Origin of the sequence: Prosthecomicrobium sp. N25 (genome assembly GCF_037203705.1) — a bacterium.
Lineage (GTDB): Bacteria > Pseudomonadota > Alphaproteobacteria > Rhizobiales > Ancalomicrobiaceae > Prosthecodimorpha.
This window is the reverse complement of sequence record NZ_JBBCAT010000001.1, coordinates 1,521,180-1,539,287: the sequence shown is the minus strand read 5'-3', so window position 1 is coordinate 1,539,287 and position 18,108 is coordinate 1,521,180. Positions and strand designations below refer to the sequence as shown.

Sequence of the window (18,108 nt, the reverse complement as noted above, 5' to 3'; positions counted from 1 at the left end):
TGCCGGGCTTTCGGGCGACCAGATCTTCCGGGGGAGCCCTGCGGCCGGATCGACGGACCGGACTCCTGCCGCCTCAGGTATCCTTCCCGGGGCACCACCGCAATGGCGGACCCTCCTTAGCCCGGCCAAGATGGCAAGGGTTTGATCGCCGTCAAGGGGCGCGCGGCCTGCCGTAGGCCGTCAGCCGTGCGCCCGGCCGGCCGGACGCTGCAGGGCCAGGTCGCGGCTCTTGCGCTGGATCGCGGCCAGTTCCTCGCCGAACACGATGGCGGTCAGGCGGATCGAGCCATCGACGGCGGCCAGCATGGCGTCCCGATCGAGCGCGGCATTCGACTTCAGATCGGCCATCAGCTTGTCGGACAGGACCTGGAGGGTCGGTTCCAGCTGCTTGCGGGTGCGGACGAGGAGATCGTTGAGGGCGAGGCTGTCCTGGCAGGCGCGCGCCTCGACCAGCAGCCTGACGGCGAACTCGGCGTCCTCGAAGGCGTCGGCATCCCAGCCGCCGCCGAAGCCGCCGTTGAGCGTCTCGACCCTTAGGGCGCGGCGGACCAGCCCGGACGTGTTCTCGACTTCGCGGCCGACCACCTCGGAGATGTCCCGGCGCGCGGCCGCGATGCGCTTGAACCAGACCGGTACGTCGTCGACCTCGATGCCGAAGCGCAGGTTGCGCAGGATGTCGTGGAACTCCCGGAGCGCCGCCCGCGCCTGGGCCCGTTCCGGACGGGTCGCGGTGGACTGGCGGAGGATTTCCACCTGCCGCTCGGCCTCGGAGATGACGACGTCGATGAAGGCACCGTAGCGCCCGGTGTGCAGCAGGCGGGCGTCGGAGGTGCCGGTGAGCTTGACGGCGAGCTGGGCCAGGAGCCAGGGCGAGGCGGTGCGCTGGAGAAGGACCGCGCCCACGAAGGCGGCGGAGATCACGGATTGCTCGACGACGCCGCGCAGGATCTGGAGAAGGCCGGCGTCGCCGACTTCGGCGGGGCCGATCTGACGCGGCAACTGCTGGACGAGGGCAGCGAACTGCGTGTCGCGCTGCAGCACGTAGACGACGTCCCGCAGGTCCCGCGCGACCATGTCGCCACCGGCGTGCAGGGCGAGCTTCTGCCAGGCGCGGGGGTCCGTCTCGGCCGCCCGGAGCGCCTCGACGACGGCGCGCGCGATCTCGCGGCGGAAGGCGCGGGCAGTGCCGGCGAGATCCCCTGCGCCCTCGGCTCGCAGGGCCTCGGCGTGAGGGCCCGGCAGCAGATCGCGGGTGATCCAGGTCCAGAGGGGGGCGAGCGAGGCGCGGCGGATCCGGCCGACCTGCTTGACCGGCACGTCGCCGTCGGCCGCGATGGCTCCGACCGGCTGAAGCACGGCCTGGCGCAGCCTGTCCGACCAGGGCGCCGGGTCGGGCATGGGGTCAGTGCGAAGGGGGCGCGCGCCTTCATCGCTCCTGCCGAGCAGGTTCAGGTCGGACAGCGAGGAGCCGGCCTCGAGCCTGGCGACGGCGGCCATGAGGGCCTTCATGGGCGGCGGCCCCTCGCCCCGCGCCTCGGCGGCCTTGACGGTACGGACCAGCATCGCGCGTGCCGCCGGCGACAGCGCGTCCATGTAGGCCTTCATCTTGGCGTTCAGGTGCCCGCTGTCGGGCATGAGTCGGCCTCGTCCGGAACGATAGGTGCTATCCCTATCTTCCCTCAGGGCTGGTTAAGAATCCGTCGCTGCCTCGCCAGGAGGTCAGCCGAGCGGACGCCAGCTGCCGTCGGGCTGCCGGCAGGCGGTGGAACGGACCACCTCCTCCTTCGGTCCGACCACGATCCGGTGGGTGTAGTCACGGCAGGTGTACTGGTTGACCGAGTAGGCCGGTCCCGGCGTGACGATGCCGGAATGGCCGCTCAGGGTGTTCTTCCATTCCTTGGCGGCGCCCGCGGCGCCGTACTGGAGGGCGTCGTACTCGGCATCCGCCGAGAGGGAGCGGTCCCGCTCGTCCAGGCCCCGGCCGGCGTCGCTGCCGAGAATGGCGCCGAGGGTGGACCCGAGGCCGATCCGCTCGGTCAGGCCCGGCTTCTTCGGGGTTCCGGCGGTCTCCACCGGCTCGGTCGTGGTGCAGGCCGCGACCAGGGCGGCGGCGCACAGGACTGCGATCCGGATAGGGGGCATGCCGCCTCGTCTTCTGCTGAACCTCGGTCGTCGCGCGGCCGCCGGCGTTCGGCCGGCGGACCGGGTGAGGTTCTAGCGGCGAAGGCGGGAGAGGTCCAGACCGGCAGGTGTTCCGATCCGACGGAGGCGCCATGCCGCCGTCACAGGGCGGGCAGGACCAGTTCGGCCCGCAGGCCTCCGATAGGAGCTTCGAGAAGCTGGAAGCGGCCGCCGTAGAGCTTGGCTAGGTCCGCCACGATGGCGAGGCCGAGCCCGGTGCCCGGGACGGTCTCGTCGAGCCGCTGCCCGCGCTTGAGGGCCTGGGAGCGCTCCTCGGGGGCGAGGCCGGGCCCGTCGTCGTCGACGCAGATGCTCAGGAAGCGGCGCTCGTCGGACTTCTGCTGGCCCTCGATCCTGGCGGTGACCACGACATGCCCGCCGGACCACTTGGCGGCGTTGTCCATGAGGTTGCCGAGCGCCTCCTCCAGGTCCTGCCGTTCGCCGCGGAAGCGCAGCCCGGGCTGGACCTCGACGTCGACGACGACGCCCTTGCGCTCGTGGATCTTGCGCATGGCCCGGGCGAGGCGGTCGATCACGGGCTCGACCTCGGTGACCGCACCGATTACGCGCCGCTGGGCGGCCATGCGGGCGCGTTCGAGATGGGTGTCGATGTACTCGCGCATCAGCGCGGACTGCTCGGCGATCCGGGACGCGAAGGGGCCGTCGGCCGAGCGGGCCTCGTTGGTTATCACCGAAAGCGGGGTCTTCAGGGCGTGGGCCAGGTTGCCGACGTGGGTCCGGGCGCGCTCCATGGTCTCGCGGTTGGACTCGATCAGGGCGTTCAGCTCCTGGGCGAGCGGGGTGATCTCGGACGGGAAGGTCCCCTCCAGCCGCTCGGCCTCGCCGGCCCGGATCGCGAAGAGGGCGCGGCGCATGCGCTCGATCGGAAAGAGGCCGAGGCGCACCTGGAAGTAGGTGGTGATGACGAGGCCGAAGCCGACAAGCGCGAGGATCAGCGCCGTGCGGGTGGAGAAGACGTTGATGTCCTCGTTGACGTCGCCCGCGTCGCCCGCGACGGCAAGCTTGTAGGCGGTCACGTCGTCGAAGCTGATCTCCCGCTCGATGACGCGCAGGTCCTGCCGGTCCGGGCCCTGGATATAGGCCTTGGCGATCTTGTCGGGCCCCGGGGCGACGCCGACGTCGCTCGGCAGCACCAGGACGTCGCCGACCAGCGAGTTGGAGGTCAGCATGACCTTGTGGTCCGACACGCGCCGCACGACCCAGTACCAGCCGGAGAGCGGCAGCTCGAACCGGGGTTCGCCGATGTTGTCGGGCTCGCGGAAGCTGCCCGCGTTGTCCGACTGGGCCGCGATGGCGCCGACCAGCGTCTTGAGGTAGACCCCGAGACGCTCGTCGAAGCCGCGTTCGACCGACGTCCGGTAGACCGAAATCAGCACCAGCCCGGCGGCCGCCAGGGACAGGGCACTCCAGATCGCGGCGAGGACGAAGAGGCGTAGGGCGAGTGAACTACCCTGCATCGCCCGTCATGCCCACGGTGTAGCCGAGCCCGCGGATGGTCTGGATGATGTCGACGCCCAGCTTCTTCCTGAGGCGCCCGATGAAGACCTCGATGGTGTTGGAGTCGCGGTCGAAGTCCTGGTCGTAGAGATGCTCGACCAGCTCGGTGCGCGAGACGACCCGGCCCTGGTGCAGCATCATGTAGCTGAGGAGCCGGTACTCGTGGGAGGTCAGCTTGACCATGTGGCCCGAGACCGTGACGCGGCCGGAACGGGCGTCCAGGCGCACGGGGCCGCATTCGATCTCGTTGGAGGCGTGCCCGGCGGAGCGACGCACCAGGGCGCGGACACGGGCGAGCACCTCTTCCATGTGGAAGGGCTTGGCCACGTAGTCGTCGGCGCCGGCGTCGATGCCCGCCACCTTGTCGCTCCAGCGGTCGCGGGCGGTCAGCAGCAGAACGGGCATCTTGCGCCCGTCGCGCCGCCACTGCTCGAGCACCGAGATGCCGTCCATCTTGGGCAGGCCGATGTCGAGGATCACGGCGTCGTAGGGCTCGGTGTCGCCGAGGAAGTGGCCGTCCTCGCCGTCACGGGCCGTATCGACGGCATAGCCCGCGTCCTTCAGGGCATCGACCAGCTGCTGGTTCAAATTCGGATCGTCTTCGACAACGAGCAGTCTCACCGCAAATCCCCTCGTGCGCCGGACTCAAATGGATGTCAGCGCTTATCGTACATGAATTGGCCGGAGCTCGCATCGAGGACGACCTTCTTCACCTGGCCGTCGCGCGTCAGCACCGTCACCCGGTAGGAGAGCTTGCCCTCGTCGAGGCAGAGGTCGGCCTTGACGATGTCGCCCTCCAGCATCCGACGGATCTCGGCGAGGCGGCGGGCCCTGCCGTCCAGGAGGGCCTCCTGCATGGCGCCGAAGGTCAGGCACTCCCCGGCCGCCGACTGCGCGATCGAGGGCTGTGGGGCAAGGGCCGCCAGCGCGGGCGCGAGGGCGGCGACCGTCGTGGCGAACGCCAGACAGAGGGGGGCGAGCTTCCTGACCATCGCCCCTCCTTACCCGAGCGGCACTGAACCGCCGATGAACGGCAATGTGAACGCCCGTGATCGAAAGGTCCAGGCCGGCTCGGTCAGGGGGCCGACGGGCAGAGGGCCGCCCAGGCGGCGTTGTGGCTCTTCACAGCCCGGATCGTCTCGTCGGTGTCGCGCGTCGACCAGTCGATCGGGCGCATCGCACGGCACACGACACCGCGAGCCGGAATCGGGTCGGCGGGCAGATCAGTCGCGACGATGGCCGTCGTCGGCGCGCAGCCGGCCGGGATCGCGAGACAGATCGCGATCGAGACGGCGGCGGGCCGCCTCGGCGTGATCCAGGGCATCGAGCGCCTCCTTCAATCGCGAGCGGGCCGCGGCGGAGGCGGCGGCCTCCGGGGCGCCCCGCCGGTTCGCCCAGGCCAGGACGGCGAGGGCGAGGCCGACGAGGCTGCGGGCGAGCGAGAACCAGCCCATGGGGGTCAGGCGATCCTCTTGGAGGCCTTCACCCGGCCCCAGATCGCCAGGGCGCCGCCGGCCACCACCGCGAGGCGGTCCCAGAGGCCGAGGATCTCGCCCGCGAGGTCCGCGGCCCGGGCCTGGTCGTCGGGGGCGACGACGTAGCCGAAGAGGCCCGCCACGGCGGCGAGCACCGCGATCGCGGCGCCCCAGACGGTGCGGGAGGCGAGGAGGGTCTTGGTCTGTTCCATGGCTGATCCTTCGGGTTCGGGGTCAACGTTCGTCGCGGGAGGCGGCGCCGGCCGAGAGGTCGAGGCGAACCGGCCCCGCCCCGGCCGGCACGGGGACCGTCGCCGGCCAGCGGATGCCGATCGGCCGCCCGGCGGCGTCGGCGAGGAGGCGGGACCTGGCGACGGGGTCGCGGCCGACCCGGTTGCCCTGATTGCCGCCGAGCACCAGGTAGCGGGCCTTGTCCTCGCCCTCGTAGAGCCCGACATGGCCGCCCCCCTGGCGGGCGAAGACGAGGACCGCGCCCGGGACCGGGGTGGACAGGGGGCGCCCCCACTCCGCCCAGGCGCGGGCCGAGAGGGGGTTGGGCAGCGGCGGCGTCAGCCCCGAGGCGACCATCGCCCAGGCCACGGCGAGCCCGCACCACGGGATGTCGTCGTCCTCGTAGAAGGCGGCGATCCATTCGAGACGCGGATGCGAGCGGGCGACGGCGGCCGCCATTTCCAGGATGCGGGGACGGGAGCCGGGGCCGGGGATCTCGGCGAGGCCGAGTTCGGCCGACAGGCGGTCGTGCCAGGGCACGAGGGGACTCATGGGAAGCCTCCGGGGGCTGGCGGGACGGGAAGCGGCGCGGGCGCGGCGGGGGCAGGCCCGTCAGTCCGGACGGCCCAGGTTCGCCCAGAGGCCCTCGATGGTCGCGGCGAGTTGCCAATCGGTGATGCCCGCGGGAACCGCGACCGTGTAACCCTGCGGGGTGCCCGCCGTCGGCACTGTGACCAGGAGGTTGCCGGTCTCGGCCGCCTGCCCGTCCCGTTCGACTGTCTCGACGGTTTCCTCGCAGGTGTAGGCGAGGGTGATGGTGCGCGTCGCCATGGGCTCGGCCTCAGATGTTGCGGACGGTGGTGGAGGAGATGCGGACGTCGCCGCCGGTCGGGACGGCGGAGAGCTGCGCGGTCCAGGCCGCGTTGGCCGAGGCCTGCTTCTTGGGCACGGACCATTCGAAGACCGCGCTCGATCCGCCGGCGAGCCAGAAGCTCAGCCGGACTGTTCCGGCGACGCTGTCGCGCACGTCGACCCGGACACCGGTTGTCGAGGTGTTGGAGGCCTCCAGGGCGTGGAGGTCGTTGAACGTGGAGGCGGCGGCGGAGACGATCGTGGTCTCGGTCGTGCCCGAAAGGGTCACGGCCGCGTTCGTGTCGACCAGTTCGCGGATATGGCCGAGGACCACGACGGGGCGACCGAGCTTGTCGGACACGAGCCCGGTCGCCGCGTTGTCGTTGCGGGTGCTCGGTTGCGTCGTCTTGGCGAGCACCCCGGCGGGGACCACGTTGCCGGTCTGGGTGGAGCCCGAGGCCGTCATCCCCTGGACCGTCACGGCCTGACCCCCGGCGACCAGAACCGGGACGGCGCTGCGGATGTCGGTCGGCCGGCCGGCCTGGCGGAAGTCGACGGTCATCCGCGCCGTGTCGAGCAGGCGGACGAAATGCAGGCCGACATCGGTCGAGGAGGCCGGGGCGGTAGAGAGATTCCGGATCCGGACGCGGAGCTTGTAGAGCTTGGCGGGGTCGGGCAGGCTGTTCTGGCGCACGGCGGGCGTGTTGGGCGCCGTGAGAGCATCCATCGCCATGGACTGGAAGTAGAGGCTCTCCATGTCGGCATGGATCTCGTAGACGCCGGCGGGCATCAGGTCCGCCGCGCCCGAGCCGACCCCGACGGTGGTGGCCTGGGACGTCATCGAGACCGAGCCGGCGGTGACGCCGAAGCCGCGGTGCAGCGCGGTCACGGAGGTCGGCGTCGTGCCGTCGAAGCGGAACGCCATGCCGTTGAGGGCATTGGCGAAGGCGGGGGACGCAAAGGTCGCGTCGGTCTCCACCTGGCCGGCGGCGTTGACGGAGACGAGTTCGACCACGACCTCCTGGTTGGCGATGCGCTGGGACATCGTCAGGCCGAAACCGAGCTTGAAGGGCATCCTGAAGCTTCGACGCGACAGGATGATCGTCTCGCTGTTCGCGTCGGTGCCCGTGGCGACCGCGAGGTAGCGGGATCCGAAGCTCGCGCCCTGAGGGGCGATGGTCATGCCGGAACCGGTCTGCACCAGCTCCCAGACCGACACGGTGTCGAAGCTGAAGAACTCGTCGCGGAACTTGTCTCGCGTGGTGCCGACGACGAGCTTGTCGAAGTCGGCGTCGTAGCCGGGCAACCCCACGGTCCCGTCGAGGGCGACGACGGGAACATTGCGGCCGTCGTCCAGGACGACCATGCGCTGGCCGGTGACGGTGTTGGATTCGGTGGGCATGGGGGTCTCCTCGATGACGGAGGGCGGGCTCAGGGACGGCGGGCGAGTGCGGACAGCCGGGCGTCGAGTTCCTGGACGGCGCGGGCGAGGACGGGGACGAGCTCCTCGTAGCGGAGCCCCTGGCGCCCGCTGGCGGCGTCCTCCGTCCAGAGTGCGCTGTCCTCGGGACCGAGCGCCGCGCGGACCTCCTGCGCCAGGAAGCCGGCGTGGCGGCGCCGGCCCTCGCGGGGGCCCTCCGGACCGGTCTCGGCGACGCGATAGCGGAACGAGACGGGGCGGAGCCGCCGGACGAAGTCGAGGCCGAGCGCGAGGTCGGCGACGTCGAGCTTGTCGCGCGCGTCGGAGGTGTTGATGGTGGCGGTCGCGGCATAGACCTGCGACCAGCGGAACGAGGCCGTCCCCAGCGTGCGGGCGTTGTCTGTGTCGGGCCGGTGCATCCGGGTGACCGCCTCGCCGGTCGCGGCGACGCAGCGCAGCGCCTCCGTCCAGGTCGAGCCGTCCGGGCTGACGCGCAGGCTCAGGTCGTCGGTCCCGACGAGGCCGATCTCGCCCCGTCCGGAGAAGTTGGTCTGGAAGAGGATCGAGCCGGTCCGGGTGGCCGCTTCCTTGTCGATGGTGGCGCGGAGGTCGCCGGTGCCGCCCTCGGCGATGCGCCGGGCGCTGAAGAGCGCCTTGTTGATCTTGGCGGCGAGCGGATTGGTGGCGTCGGCGGTGGTGCCGATGCCGAGCAGGGCGACGTTCTGCAGGGCCGTCGTGGCGGCCAGCGCGGCGGCGACCAGGTCCTGCCAGACGCTGCCGGTCCAGACGAACAGGCGTGCCTCGTCGGCAACCCAGACGCGCCAGCCGGTGCCGGGCGGAAGGAAGGTCCAGGCGCCGGCGAGCCAGACCGCGATCTGGCCGGCGCGTCCCGCCCAGGCGCCCGTCGGCGCGGCGGCGACGATCCAGGCGTTGCCCTCCGCCGGGCTCGACGGCGGCGCCGCCAGGTCGCGGTCCTGCACCACCGCCTGGACGAGCGCGTCGAGGGCGTCGAGCGCCTCGTTGTGGGTGACGTGCTTCTGCGCCTGCGCAGCCTCGATCAGCGGCAGCGCCAGCCTCGGCGTGACGGTCATGGGAACCTCGAAGGAACGGGGTCAGAGGGCGAGCGTCGCCGTCCGCGGGACGCCGGGGCCACGGGTCGCGCTCACTTGCGCGATCCGGACGGTGAGGCTCGAGGGTGGCGCGCCGAAGTCGGCGATCTGGTCGGGTGCGGCATAGAGGTGACCGGGCGCGGTCGTCTCGACCCGCCGCATGACGGTCGAGCCGAGCAGGATCTCGAGCCGGTAGGCCTCGGTCTCCTCGCCGAGGGGCACGTCGCCCGCGCCCCAGCCGTCGCCCCCTTCCACCCGGCTGCGTCGGATCCAGGAGAGGGCGACAGCGCCGGTCGCCCGGTCGCGCCGGGCGCGCGGGTGGACGGGGCTCCAGGGCAGGAGGCCCCTGCCCGCCGGCGTCGCCGAGACCGGGGCGTAGGCGGGATGGTCGTAGGGCTTGGACGCAGGCCCGACCCGGAGATCGAGCGCACGGTCGAGCGCGTCGATGCCGATCGGCAGGTCGGCCAGCGCGTCGTCGAGCAGAACGAACGGACTGCCGGCCGGGGCCGGCGCCGCCCAGGCGTCCTCGCTGCCGGACTCGGCCCGCAAGAGGCGGGTCAGCCGGTAGGTGGAGGGCGCGGTCAAGGTCGCGTCGCAGAAGCGGAACAGCTCCCACTGGCCGGCCGTGTGGCGCACCGCCGCGAGGTTGGCGCCGGCGAGCACCGCGTCGGGCGTCGCCGAGACCAGGTGGCCGCCGTAGAGGCGGACGTCGACCGCCGTGCCCCGGTCCCACCGTGCGGTCGGTCCGGGAGGCATCGAGGCGAGGAGTTCCCCCATGGCGGCGCTGCCGTCGAGGGTCGCGGCGAGATCGTAGCTGCCGTCGGGCTGCCGCTGCCAGACCGCAAGGCCGCCCGGCCAGGGCCGCACGTGGGCGGCGATCCAGGGCCGGTGCAGCGGCGCCCCGGCGTCGGGGCGTGCCACGTCGAGCACGTGGACCAGGGGAGCGCCGAGCGCGGCGGTCGCCGCGACGGTGGCCGGGCCGCCGCGGGCGCGGACGGGGGCGTAGAGGTCCGGGTCGAGGCTGCGGGCCTCCACGGCGAGGCGGCCGGCCGCTTCGACCCGTTCGACCTGCACGGTCAGGGCCCGGCTCCCGAGGTCGAGGGCGAGGACGTCGCCGGGCTCGACGGCGAGGCGCGAGGGCGGCAGCGAGAAGGCGACGGTCTCGCGGCCGGCCCAGACGTCCTGGAGCCAGATCTCCGCCCGCGACGCCATGGTCTCGATGGCCGCCACCACGGGCAGATCGGCGCGGGTCTCCCGTCGGGACGAGCCGACCAGGCGGGCGGATTCGACCGTGGTCCTTCGGAAGTCGCGCAGCGGGTCGGAAACCGTCACGGCGACAGAACGGGGCAGCTCGGCCTCCTCGGCGCGCCGGATCTCGAAACGGGCGTCCTCGCCGGCCTCGGCCAGATCGTCGAGACCGAGACTCAGCCCGGGCGACCGGCCGCGGCCCGCGAAGGCGATGCCGGTGCCGAGGTCGAGGGCGTCGACCTGGAAGGCCGCGAGAAGCGGCTCGATCGCCTGGCGGGCGGACATGCGGTCGTCGACCACGTAGCCGTCGAGATGGCCGCCGACGCCGCGCCAGGCGACCGCCACCACACCGGCCTCGGCGAGGAGCGCGGCCAGCAGGCCCTGCAGGGAGGTGCCGCCGAGCCGGCCGGTCAGCCAGTGCCCGGTCGACCAGGCGGGGGCGTCGGCCCAGGTCGCGCCGAGGGCCGGAAAGGCCGGAAAGGGCCGGGCGTCCCAGGTCCAGAGATGAATCCCGGAGGGGTCCACCATGCGCTTGCCGGTCAGCGTGGAGACCGGGTTCCAGGCCGGCTGGAACCCGGGAGCGGCCGGGTCGAAACGGGAGATCACCGCCTCGGCGTGGCGGCGCGGGACGAGGTCGTCGCGGGCACCGCGCGAGAACCAGGGCACGCCCGATTCCGACGACTTGGCGTCCGGGAAGAGGTTCGGCTGGTTGGAGCCGAGGTCGACGGCGGGCGCGCCGGCCTCGGTCAGCCAGAAGGGCTTGGACTGCGGCACCCAGGCGGTCGGGGTGGCGCTCTCGATGCCCCCCGGACGATCGAAATGCTGGTTCGACCACCAGGAGCGGAGGTCTTTGTTGCGGAACACCCAGGGCTTTGCGCGCGCGCCGTCGGTGATCGGGCTGCGCAGGCCGGCGCTGCGGGCGGCGGCGTTCGCGTAGAACCAGTCGTAGCCCTCCCCGGCCTCCAGATTGGCGCGCAGATACGCCACGTCCCAGGGGCCGTCGGCCAGGCTGCGGTCGGCATGGTCGCCGTAGCGCCAGTCCGATAGCGGCCAGTAGGCGTCGATGCCGACGACGTCGACGGCCGGGTGGGCCCAGAGCGGGTCGAGGTGGAAGAAGACGTCGCCGGTGCCGTCCTGCGGCTGGTGGCCGAACCACTCCGTCCAGTCCGCCGCATAGGTGAGGGTCGCGGCCGGGCCGACCAGGCTGCGGACGTCGGCCGCCAGCGTCGCGAGCGCGGCCACGAAGGGATAGGCCGAGGCGGAGGACCGGACGGTGGTCAGCCCGCGCAGCTCCGACCCGATCAGGAAGCCGTCGACGCCGCCGGCCGCCGCGGCCAGCGCGGCATAGTGGAGGACCATGCGGCGGAAGGTCCACTCGGCCGGCCCCGTATAGGCGACCTGGTCGACGTCGACCGTGTAGTGGGCCGGCAGGGCGGTGCCGACGAAGGCCTGCACCTGGGTGCCGGCGGCGGCGGACTTGTCCGGGCTGCCGGGGCGGCCGGGTGCCGGGTGGCAGGTGATGCGGCCGCGCCAGGGATAGGCGGCCTGCTCGGCGGCGCCGTAGGGGTCGGGCAGGCCGTTGCCCGCGGGCACGTCCATCATCACGAAGGGATAGAGCACCACCTTCAGGCCGCGGGCCCGGATGGCCCGGATCGCGGCCGCCACCGTGGCGTCCGAGGGCGTGCCGCCATAGGCCGGCGACCCGGAGGCCGTGCTGACGGCCCGCGCCGCGGCGCGGTCGACCCCGGCGACCGACCAGTCCTGCGTCGTGGTCTTGGCGTTGGATTCGACGCCGGGCCTCAGCCGGCAGACGCCGGCCCTGAGGTCGTCGCCGAACCAGGAGACCACCAGCGACACGCGCTCGAGGTTCGGGCAGAGGGCCTGCAGCTCGTCCAGCGAGGCCTCGAGGTCGGTCGGGGCCGTGGTCTGGTGGACGTTCTCGGACCTCCAGCCGCCGGCCGCGGAGCCGCCCGAGACCGGCGCCGTCGCGTAGCCGAACTCGGTCGCCCCGGGGATCAGGGTGACGGCGCGAACCAGCGGCTCCAGGCGGTCGACGACCCGGATCACCTCGAAGGAGAATTGCGGCAGGCGGTTGCCGTAGGCCTTCAGCGGGAAATGCTCGAAGACCACGTAGGCGAGCCCGCGATAGGCCGGCGCGCCGCCGGGCTGGCGGGCGAGGATGAGCGGGTCGGGCGCCTGGTCCTCGTCGCCGAGGTGGAAGCGGATCTGATGGTCGGTCCGGTCGAGCTCGACGCCGTCGGCCCAGATCCGCCCGATGCGGGCGACGGGGCCCTCGCAGATCCCGACCGCCACGTTGGCGTGGTAGCGGTAGGTGGAGGTGGTCGGCCCACCCTTGCCGCCGGAGGTCTCCTTCTTCTTGACCGTCTCCTCGTGCCGGGTCGCCCAGATCACCTGGCCGGCGAGCCGGACACGGCCGTAGACGCGCGGAATCGCCTTGCCCTCGGTGGCCGTCTGGATGTCGAGGTCGGAGAGGCGCGGGCCCTTCGTGTCCGGCAGGGTCGAGCGGATGAGTGCGCGGTCGATCATGTAGCCGACCGAGGCGCCGACGGCGCGCCCGGCGAGCGCGCCGACAGGGCCGCCGATCGCGCCGCCGAGGGCGGCTCCGGCGGCGGAGAGCAGGATGGTGGCCATCAGTCGTCGGCTCCGGGAAACGCGTAGGCACCGGCGAGGCGGCGGCGCCAGGCGGGCACGAGCGGGCTTTCGACCACGCCCGACCCCTCGTAGGCGTGGACGAACCGGCCGGGCGCCGTGAGGATGCCGGCGTGCTTGGCCGGCAGGCCGTCGCGCCAGCGGAAGAGGAGGACGTCGCCGGGCTGCGCGGCGGCGGGCTCGAGGGGACGCAAGTGGCGGGCGGCGGCGGCCGCGAAGGCGTCCACGCGGGAAGCCTCGGCCCAGTCGCGCGTGTAGGGCGGCGGGACCTCCGGCTCGGGGCCGAGCACCGCGCGCCAGACGCCGCGCAGGAGGCCGAGGCAGTCGGCGCCCGCGCCGCGCAACGACGCCTGGTGGCGGTAGGGCGTGCCGATCCAGGCCCGCGCCTCGGCGACGACCGCCTCACGGACGCCCGTCACGGCACCACCGCCGATCCGTCGTTCTCGTGGCGGCTGCGACTCGGGTGGGCGAGGACGAAGTCCGGTCCCGGCAGATGGGGAAAGCCGCGGAAGTTCTCCGCGTTGGCGAAGCGGTCGCGGCAGGTGGCGAAGAGCTTTTCGCAGCCGGCGGTCACCGAGACGACGTCGCCGGGGGCCGGGGCGGCGGGGAGCGCCTGCCAGAGCTCGACCTCGGCGACGGACGCCGAGAGGACGTGGCTCTTCACCTCCGAGGCGCGGCCGGCGAGGACGCCGGAGGTGACCTGCAGCCGGCCGCGCTCGAAGAGGGCCGGCGCGAAGGCGGCGAGGCCGGAGAGCCGCAGGGTCCGCCGGTCGCTGCCCGACAGGACCGTGCCGAGACCGCGGCGGGTCGGCGCGGCGAGGTCGACCCGGCAGCGGGCGTCGCCGAGATCGGCGTCGCAGCGGTGCTGGAACAGGCGGCCGCGCTCCTCGTCGAGGGCGAGCGCGGCGGAGCGCAGCTCGGCCCGGAAGGCTCCCTCGGCCGCGACGACCTCGCCGATCGTGCCGCTCCTGAGGTGAAGACGCTCAGAGACGTCGGACCAGTTGACGAGGTGGACGTCGATCCGAGCCCCGTCATAGAGGCCCGCGGCGATGTCGGCAGCGGTCACGGCAGCCGAGGCGAGGGCCCCGGCGACCTCGACCCCGCCGACCGCCAGGCCGGCCTGGGCCACGTCCTCGCTGGCGCGAAGGCCGGAGGCCGCCTCGCAGGAGACGCCGTCGAGCAGGATCGGGCGGTCGTGGTCCGTGAAGCCGAGGACCACGCCGTCCAGGCGGGTCAGGATCCAGCAGGTCGCAAGCGTGGTGGCCTGGCCGGCGACATGGGCGGCGAGCCCGGGCGGAAGCGTCTTCACGGGCGGATCTCCACGAGCGGAACGGCCGGGATCTCGCCGGCCCGGAAAGCGGCGAGATCGACGCGGATCTCGTCGGTGTCGAACCGGACGGGAACGTCGAAGCGGTAGCCGGCGGTCACTTCGGCACCCGCCGGCGGGATGCGGCCGGGCAGGAAGGTGACGAGGCCCGTGGTCGTGTCGACCGTGAAGTCGGTGCCGGCGACCTTCTCGACCCCGGCGACCGCCACCCGGACCGTGCCGGCGACCGGCTTGGCGATGGTGCGCGTCCAGGCCGTTGTGCCGGCGCCGTAGCGGCGGACGAGCTGGAAGGCCGCGGTCACGCCGTCGCCCGTGCCGATCGGCTGGTCGAGCGGCCCGGGCGTCCCGGAAGGCAGGCAGGATCGATGGTCGGCGGGGTCGCGGTAGCGGAAGCCGTGGAGCCGGCCTCGGCGCTCCTCGAAGAAGGCGACGACGGCGGCGAGGTCGTCGAGGGTGCGCAGGCCCGTGCCGGCATCGAAGCGCCGACGCGAATCGGCCCAGCGGGCGTTGCGGACTTCGCGGCCGGAGCCGAGCGCGACGATTTCGGTCCGCCGCTCCGGGCCGCCGGTTGCCCCGAACGCCACTTCGACGGGAAAGAGAACCTCGTGGAACGCAGCAAGTGCCGGCATCGCAAGAACTCCCCTGAGTTTTGATCTGTCTCAACGAAGGTTGCCGACCCCTGCCTTATCCAAGATCGCAAGGGTGCCGCCCGGAGAGGCGCGAGCCGGAACGGAGCCGAGGCACAGGGAAGAGCCGCGGGCGCATCGGCCGGGTCGGGTCCGGTCGCCCGCAAGGGAGAGACGATGACGCATACCCATCACGAACTCGCCGAGCTGATGCCCGAATACGCAGACGACATTCACAAGCTGAAGATGTCGGACAGTCATTTCGCGCGGCTCGCCGACGAGTACCACGAGATCAACCGGCAGGTTCACCGGATGGAGACCAACGTCGAGCCCGCCTCCGACGAGGCGATCGAAGTCGCCAAGAAGACTCGCCTCCGGCTGCTGGACCAGATCCGCGCGATCCTGGCCAGGGCCGCCTGAGGCCGAAGTATCCGGGCGCCGGCCGGGCGCCCCGTCATCGAGGTTCGGGAAGGCGGAAGAGGGTCTGTGAGGATCCCCGTCCGCCGAGACGAACGCACCGGAGCCTGAGCCCCTCCTCGTTAGGCCCGGTGTCAAAGCCCGCGCCGTCCCCGTCCGACGGCGCGGGCTAACTTCGTCTGGATCTGCGCCTCGGAGCGGCGGAAGCTCTCCGCGTCCGGCGTGGTCACGTTGAAGGTCACGTTGACGGTCTGCGGGCCGCCGGAGGCGGCGGCGACGCCGAGCTTGCCGTCTGCTCCGCGCCGCAAGGGCAGGATCGCCTCGGCGCCGGCCTCGCCCATCAGGCCCGTCCGGCCGCCCGCCATCGGAAAGAAGGTCGGACGCGAGACGACGCCGCCGTCCGCGAAGGGCATCACCCTGCCCTCCCCGATGGCGCCGCCGAGCCGGAAGCCGAGCACCGACCTGAAGGCCCCCGCGACCGCCGTCTCCAGGCCCGAGGCGATGCCCGAGGAGATCGGCGCCAGGGCGCGGTCGAGGGAGGCGCTGGAGATCGAGTAGCCGATCCCGCGCAGCACCGAATCGAGCTCCCGGCCCTGCAGCACCGCGCCGCGGAACGCGGAGGTGAGCGCCGTTCCGAAGCCGGTCGAGAGCTGGGTCAGTTCGGCGAGCGAGCCGGAGAGGCGGGCCGTCATGTCGAAGCCCGGGTCGAGGCCGTCCGTCATGGGATCTCCTTGGGCAGGGAGGCGGCCCCGGGGCGCGCATCCCCGGGCGGCCGGCCGTCCGGATAGTCGCGCAGCAGCGCCGCCAGGCCGTCGCGGCCGGGGCCGCCCGGCACGGCGAGGGGCGCGAGGAGCGCGGCGAGTTCGCGTGGGGTCAGCGCCCAGAAGGCCGCCGGGGCCATGCCGAAGCGGGCGACGCAGAGCGTCAGGGCGGCGTCCCAGGGGAAGGGCTCGGGTCGAAAGGGCCGCGGGCCGGATCCTCCGCCCGGCCGAAGGTGGCGACCAGGAGGCGGCCGGCGAGATCGGCCGCGCCGAGAAGACCGCCCTCGACCCGCAGGCGCCCGGCGTCCTCATCGCCGACCGCCTCGCCGGCGCCGCGCAGGCCGGCGGCGAGGATGCGCATGATGTCCCGGGCCGAGAGCCGGCCCGAGCCGAAGCGGGCCGCCAGGGCGGCGAGGTCGTCGACCCCGAAGGCGGCCTCCAGCTCGGCGAGGGCGCCGAGGGTGAGGCAGAGCGTGCGCGGACGGCCGTCGATCACGGCCTCGACCTCGCCGCGGCGGGGGTTCGCCATGTCAGATCGCCGTGAAGGTGAGGAGGCCGGCGGATTCGAGGGCGAGATCGTAGACGACCTCGCCGTCGTGCTCGCCGATGAACTCCAGGGCCGCGATCTGGAACGGGCCTTCCACGATGCCGAAGCTCGGGATGACCACCTGCCAGTTGCGGATCGCGGCGTCGAAGAAGATCTGGCGCACGATGGTGTCCGACTGGACGTCCCGGAAGATGCCCGTGCCGGACATGCTGGCGCGCTTCGGCGCGGCGCCGGCCAGCAGCTCGCGCCACTCGCCGGGCGAATCGGCATTGGTGACGTCGACGGTGCCGGTCGAGAAGGCCAGGCGGCGGGTGCGCAGGCCGGCGACGCTCAGGTAGGCGCCGGACCCGGTGGAATCGACCTTGAGTAGGAGGTCCTTGCCTCGCTGGACGGCCATGGGGTTACTCCGAACAAGAGGGATCAGACCGGCTCGGTGACGGCCCGGTAGACGAGCGTCGCGGTCGCGGTGATGCGGTCGCGGGCGATACGCGCCTCGCGGCGGACGAGCCTCATGGAGGCGAGCGCGTGGCCAACGGGGGCCGGCGCGGCGGCGGCCAGCCGGGCGTCGGCGCGGTCCGTGATGGCCAGGGCCTCGCGCTTGCCGCCGGCGCGCGACCAGGCCGTCAGGGTGAGGTCGTGCTCCTCCACCTCGGCCTCGACGCCGCCGATCGGGCGGGAGGCGACCGGGTCGACGGCGAGATACGGCAGGGGCGCGTTGCGGGGCGCCATGTCGTGGATCCGCCCTGGGCCGCCGAGAAGCGCCTCCAGGGTCGGGTCGGCGGCCAGGGACGCCTTGACGGCGGCCAGGAGCCGCGAGGCCGCGTCGCTCATGCGGGCTCCTCCTCGGCCAGGACCAGGTGGTAGCGGTGCCGCTCGTCGTGGTCCTGGACGGCGAGGATGCGGAAGACGCGGCTGCCCTGGACGAGCCGGTGGGCGCTGGACAGGCCGGCGCGGAAGCGCAGGGTGATGCGGTGGGTCACGACGCCGGCACCGCGGCCGGCGCTCTCGCGCTCCTCGGCGCCGGTGGGCACGACGGCGGCCCAGAGGGTGGCGACCGTCGTCCAGACGGTGTCGCCGCCACTGCCGACCGAGGACGATTGCAGCACCAGGCGGTGCCGCAGCCGCCCGAGGGGGACCGGGGGGCCGCTCATGCGAGCCTCGGGGAGCGGAAGGGGGCGAGGAGATCGCTCAGCCGGTCGGCGGCCTCGGGCGCCACCACGCCGAGCGCGGCGCCGTCGCGATCCTCGTACCAGCGGGCCGTCAGCATCAGGACGGCCTGGCGCAGGCCGGCCGGCACCGCCGCCGCCGAGGCGCCGAAGCCGGCGGTGACGTCGATCTCGATGCCGTTCAGGCCGATGCCCGGACCCGCGGCGCCCGCCTCCAGGCGGAGCCGCGGCGGGCGGCTGCGGGTGTCGAGCCGGTAGGCGGCCGGGGCAAGGGTCGCCGGGGTCCCGGCGGCGTCGTAGACGACCACGGGGCCGATGGCGGAGACGGGGAAGAGCGGGATCGGCACGAGCCCGTCGGCCGGCCAGCCGTCGCGATAGAGCCGCCAGACCTGGTCGATCAGCTTGAGGCCGGTCAGGCTCTCCACATGCCGCCGGGCGGCGGCGACGAGGGCGGCGATAGCGGCGTCGTCGTCGGCGACGTCGACGCGCAGGTGCGCCTTGGCCTCGGCGAGCGTCACGGGCTCGGCCGCAGGCGGCGTGATGAGGGCGACGGTCATGGG

Annotated in this window: 23 protein-coding genes; 1 reads left to right on the top strand and 22 read right to left on the bottom strand. The window is 73.1% G+C overall.

All coding sequences use genetic code 11. The features are described from left to right. Positions 1–180 precede the first annotated feature (180 nt). The 15 genes from WBG79_RS07000 to WBG79_RS06930 all read right to left on the bottom strand — a co-directional run bounded on the left by WBG79_RS07000 (position 181) and on the right by WBG79_RS06930 (position 14,660). Positions 181–1,635, bottom strand: a complete 1,455-nt coding sequence (locus WBG79_RS07000; protein WP_337356390.1) for a hypothetical protein — start codon at positions 1,633–1,635, stop codon at positions 181–183. Positions 1,636–1,719: 84 nt separating this feature from the next. Beyond that, positions 1,720–2,142 (bottom strand): RT0821/Lpp0805 family surface protein, encoded by a 423-nt coding sequence (locus tag WBG79_RS06995; protein ID WP_337356389.1) that lies wholly within the window; start codon positions 2,140–2,142, stop codon positions 1,720–1,722. A gap of 140 nt (positions 2,143–2,282) precedes the next feature. Beyond that, complete coding sequence (locus WBG79_RS06990; protein WP_337356388.1) at positions 2,283–3,659, bottom strand: ATP-binding protein; 1,377 nt, start codon at positions 3,657–3,659, stop codon at positions 2,283–2,285. Continuing rightward, complete coding sequence (locus tag WBG79_RS06985) at positions 3,649–4,320, bottom strand: response regulator transcription factor (RefSeq protein ID WP_337356387.1); 672 nt, start codon at positions 4,318–4,320, stop codon at positions 3,649–3,651. Before WBG79_RS06985 ends, WBG79_RS06990 begins: the two co-directional genes overlap by 11 nt. Before the next feature lie 35 nt (positions 4,321–4,355). Next, entirely contained in the window at positions 4,356–4,691 is a 336-nt protein-coding gene (locus tag WBG79_RS06980; protein ID WP_337356386.1) for a PepSY domain-containing protein, read from the bottom strand. Between the two features lie 231 nt (positions 4,692–4,922). After that, the gene (locus tag WBG79_RS06975) at positions 4,923–5,153 is read right to left on the bottom strand and encodes a hypothetical protein (RefSeq protein WP_337356385.1); all 231 of its coding nucleotides are present in this window, start codon (positions 5,151–5,153) and stop codon (positions 4,923–4,925) included. A 5-nt stretch (positions 5,154–5,158) separates the two neighbouring features. Next, positions 5,159–5,386 carry a hypothetical protein gene (locus WBG79_RS06970; protein ID WP_337356384.1) on the bottom strand — a complete coding sequence of 76 codons (228 nt, stop codon included), beginning with the start codon at positions 5,384–5,386 and terminating at the stop codon, positions 5,159–5,161. A gap of 22 nt (positions 5,387–5,408) precedes the next feature. Next, on the bottom strand, positions 5,409–5,957 hold the full coding sequence (locus tag WBG79_RS06965) for a TIGR02594 family protein (RefSeq protein WP_337356383.1): 549 nt from the start codon (positions 5,955–5,957) through the stop codon (positions 5,409–5,411). Between the two features lie 60 nt (positions 5,958–6,017). Beyond that, positions 6,018–6,236 (bottom strand): hypothetical protein, encoded by a 219-nt coding sequence (locus tag WBG79_RS06960; RefSeq protein ID WP_337356382.1) that lies wholly within the window; start codon positions 6,234–6,236, stop codon positions 6,018–6,020. Positions 6,237–6,246: 10 nt separating this feature from the next. After that, positions 6,247–7,659, bottom strand: coding sequence for a hypothetical protein (locus tag WBG79_RS06955; protein ID WP_337356381.1), 1,413 nt, complete (start codon positions 7,657–7,659; stop codon positions 6,247–6,249). A 29-nt stretch (positions 7,660–7,688) separates the two neighbouring features. Next, positions 7,689–8,768, bottom strand: coding sequence for a DUF2793 domain-containing protein (locus WBG79_RS06950; protein WP_337356380.1), 1,080 nt, complete (start codon positions 8,766–8,768; stop codon positions 7,689–7,691). 21 nt (positions 8,769–8,789) lie between these two features. Then, entirely contained in the window at positions 8,790–12,686 is a 3,897-nt protein-coding gene (locus WBG79_RS06945; RefSeq protein WP_337356379.1) for a baseplate multidomain protein megatron, read from the bottom strand. Next, positions 12,686–13,123: a DUF6950 family protein gene (locus WBG79_RS06940; protein ID WP_337356378.1), complete on the bottom strand. Its 438-nt coding sequence runs from the start codon at positions 13,121–13,123 to the stop codon at positions 12,686–12,688. The genes WBG79_RS06945 and WBG79_RS06940 overlap by 1 nt, the downstream gene beginning before the upstream one ends. Continuing rightward, positions 13,120–14,013, bottom strand: coding sequence for a DUF2163 domain-containing protein (locus tag WBG79_RS06935; RefSeq protein ID WP_337356377.1), 894 nt, complete (start codon positions 14,011–14,013; stop codon positions 13,120–13,122). The genes WBG79_RS06940 and WBG79_RS06935 overlap by 4 nt, the downstream gene beginning before the upstream one ends. Next, entirely contained in the window at positions 14,010–14,660 is a 651-nt protein-coding gene (locus tag WBG79_RS06930; protein ID WP_337356376.1) for a DUF2460 domain-containing protein, read from the bottom strand. Before WBG79_RS06930 ends, WBG79_RS06935 begins: the two co-directional genes overlap by 4 nt. Before the next feature lie 174 nt (positions 14,661–14,834). Between WBG79_RS06930 and WBG79_RS06925 the strand changes: the two genes are divergently transcribed. After that, a complete protein-coding gene (locus WBG79_RS06925; RefSeq protein ID WP_337356375.1) occupies positions 14,835–15,077 on the top strand; it encodes a YdcH family protein in 243 nt (80 codons plus the stop codon). 131 nt (positions 15,078–15,208) lie between these two features. Here WBG79_RS06925 and WBG79_RS06920 read toward each other — a convergent pair whose 3' ends face one another. From WBG79_RS06920 to WBG79_RS06890, 7 genes are read right to left on the bottom strand one after another with little or no spacing between them, the layout of a single operon-like run. Beyond that, positions 15,209–15,796 carry a phage tail tape measure protein gene (locus WBG79_RS06920; protein WP_337356374.1) on the bottom strand — a complete coding sequence of 196 codons (588 nt, stop codon included), beginning with the start codon at positions 15,794–15,796 and terminating at the stop codon, positions 15,209–15,211. Next, positions 15,793–15,975 (bottom strand): phage tail assembly chaperone, encoded by a 183-nt coding sequence (locus WBG79_RS06915; protein WP_337356373.1) that lies wholly within the window; start codon positions 15,973–15,975, stop codon positions 15,793–15,795. Before WBG79_RS06915 ends, WBG79_RS06920 begins: the two co-directional genes overlap by 4 nt. Positions 15,976–15,998: 23 nt before the next feature. Next, entirely contained in the window at positions 15,999–16,364 is a 366-nt protein-coding gene (locus WBG79_RS06910; protein ID WP_337356371.1) for a gene transfer agent family protein, read from the bottom strand. 1 nt (position 16,365) lies between these two features. Next, entirely contained in the window at positions 16,366–16,779 is a 414-nt protein-coding gene (locus tag WBG79_RS06905; RefSeq protein WP_337356370.1) for a phage major tail protein, TP901-1 family, read from the bottom strand. Positions 16,780–16,802: 23 nt separating this feature from the next. After that, positions 16,803–17,213 (bottom strand): DUF3168 domain-containing protein, encoded by a 411-nt coding sequence (locus WBG79_RS06900; protein WP_337356369.1) that lies wholly within the window; start codon positions 17,211–17,213, stop codon positions 16,803–16,805. Then, positions 17,210–17,533, bottom strand: a complete 324-nt coding sequence (locus WBG79_RS06895) for a phage head closure protein (protein ID WP_337356368.1) — start codon at positions 17,531–17,533, stop codon at positions 17,210–17,212. Before WBG79_RS06895 ends, WBG79_RS06900 begins: the two co-directional genes overlap by 4 nt. Then, entirely contained in the window at positions 17,530–18,105 is a 576-nt protein-coding gene (locus WBG79_RS06890; RefSeq protein WP_337356367.1) for a head-tail connector protein, read from the bottom strand. The genes WBG79_RS06895 and WBG79_RS06890 overlap by 4 nt, the downstream gene beginning before the upstream one ends. Between the last annotated feature and the right edge of the window lie 3 nt (positions 18,106–18,108).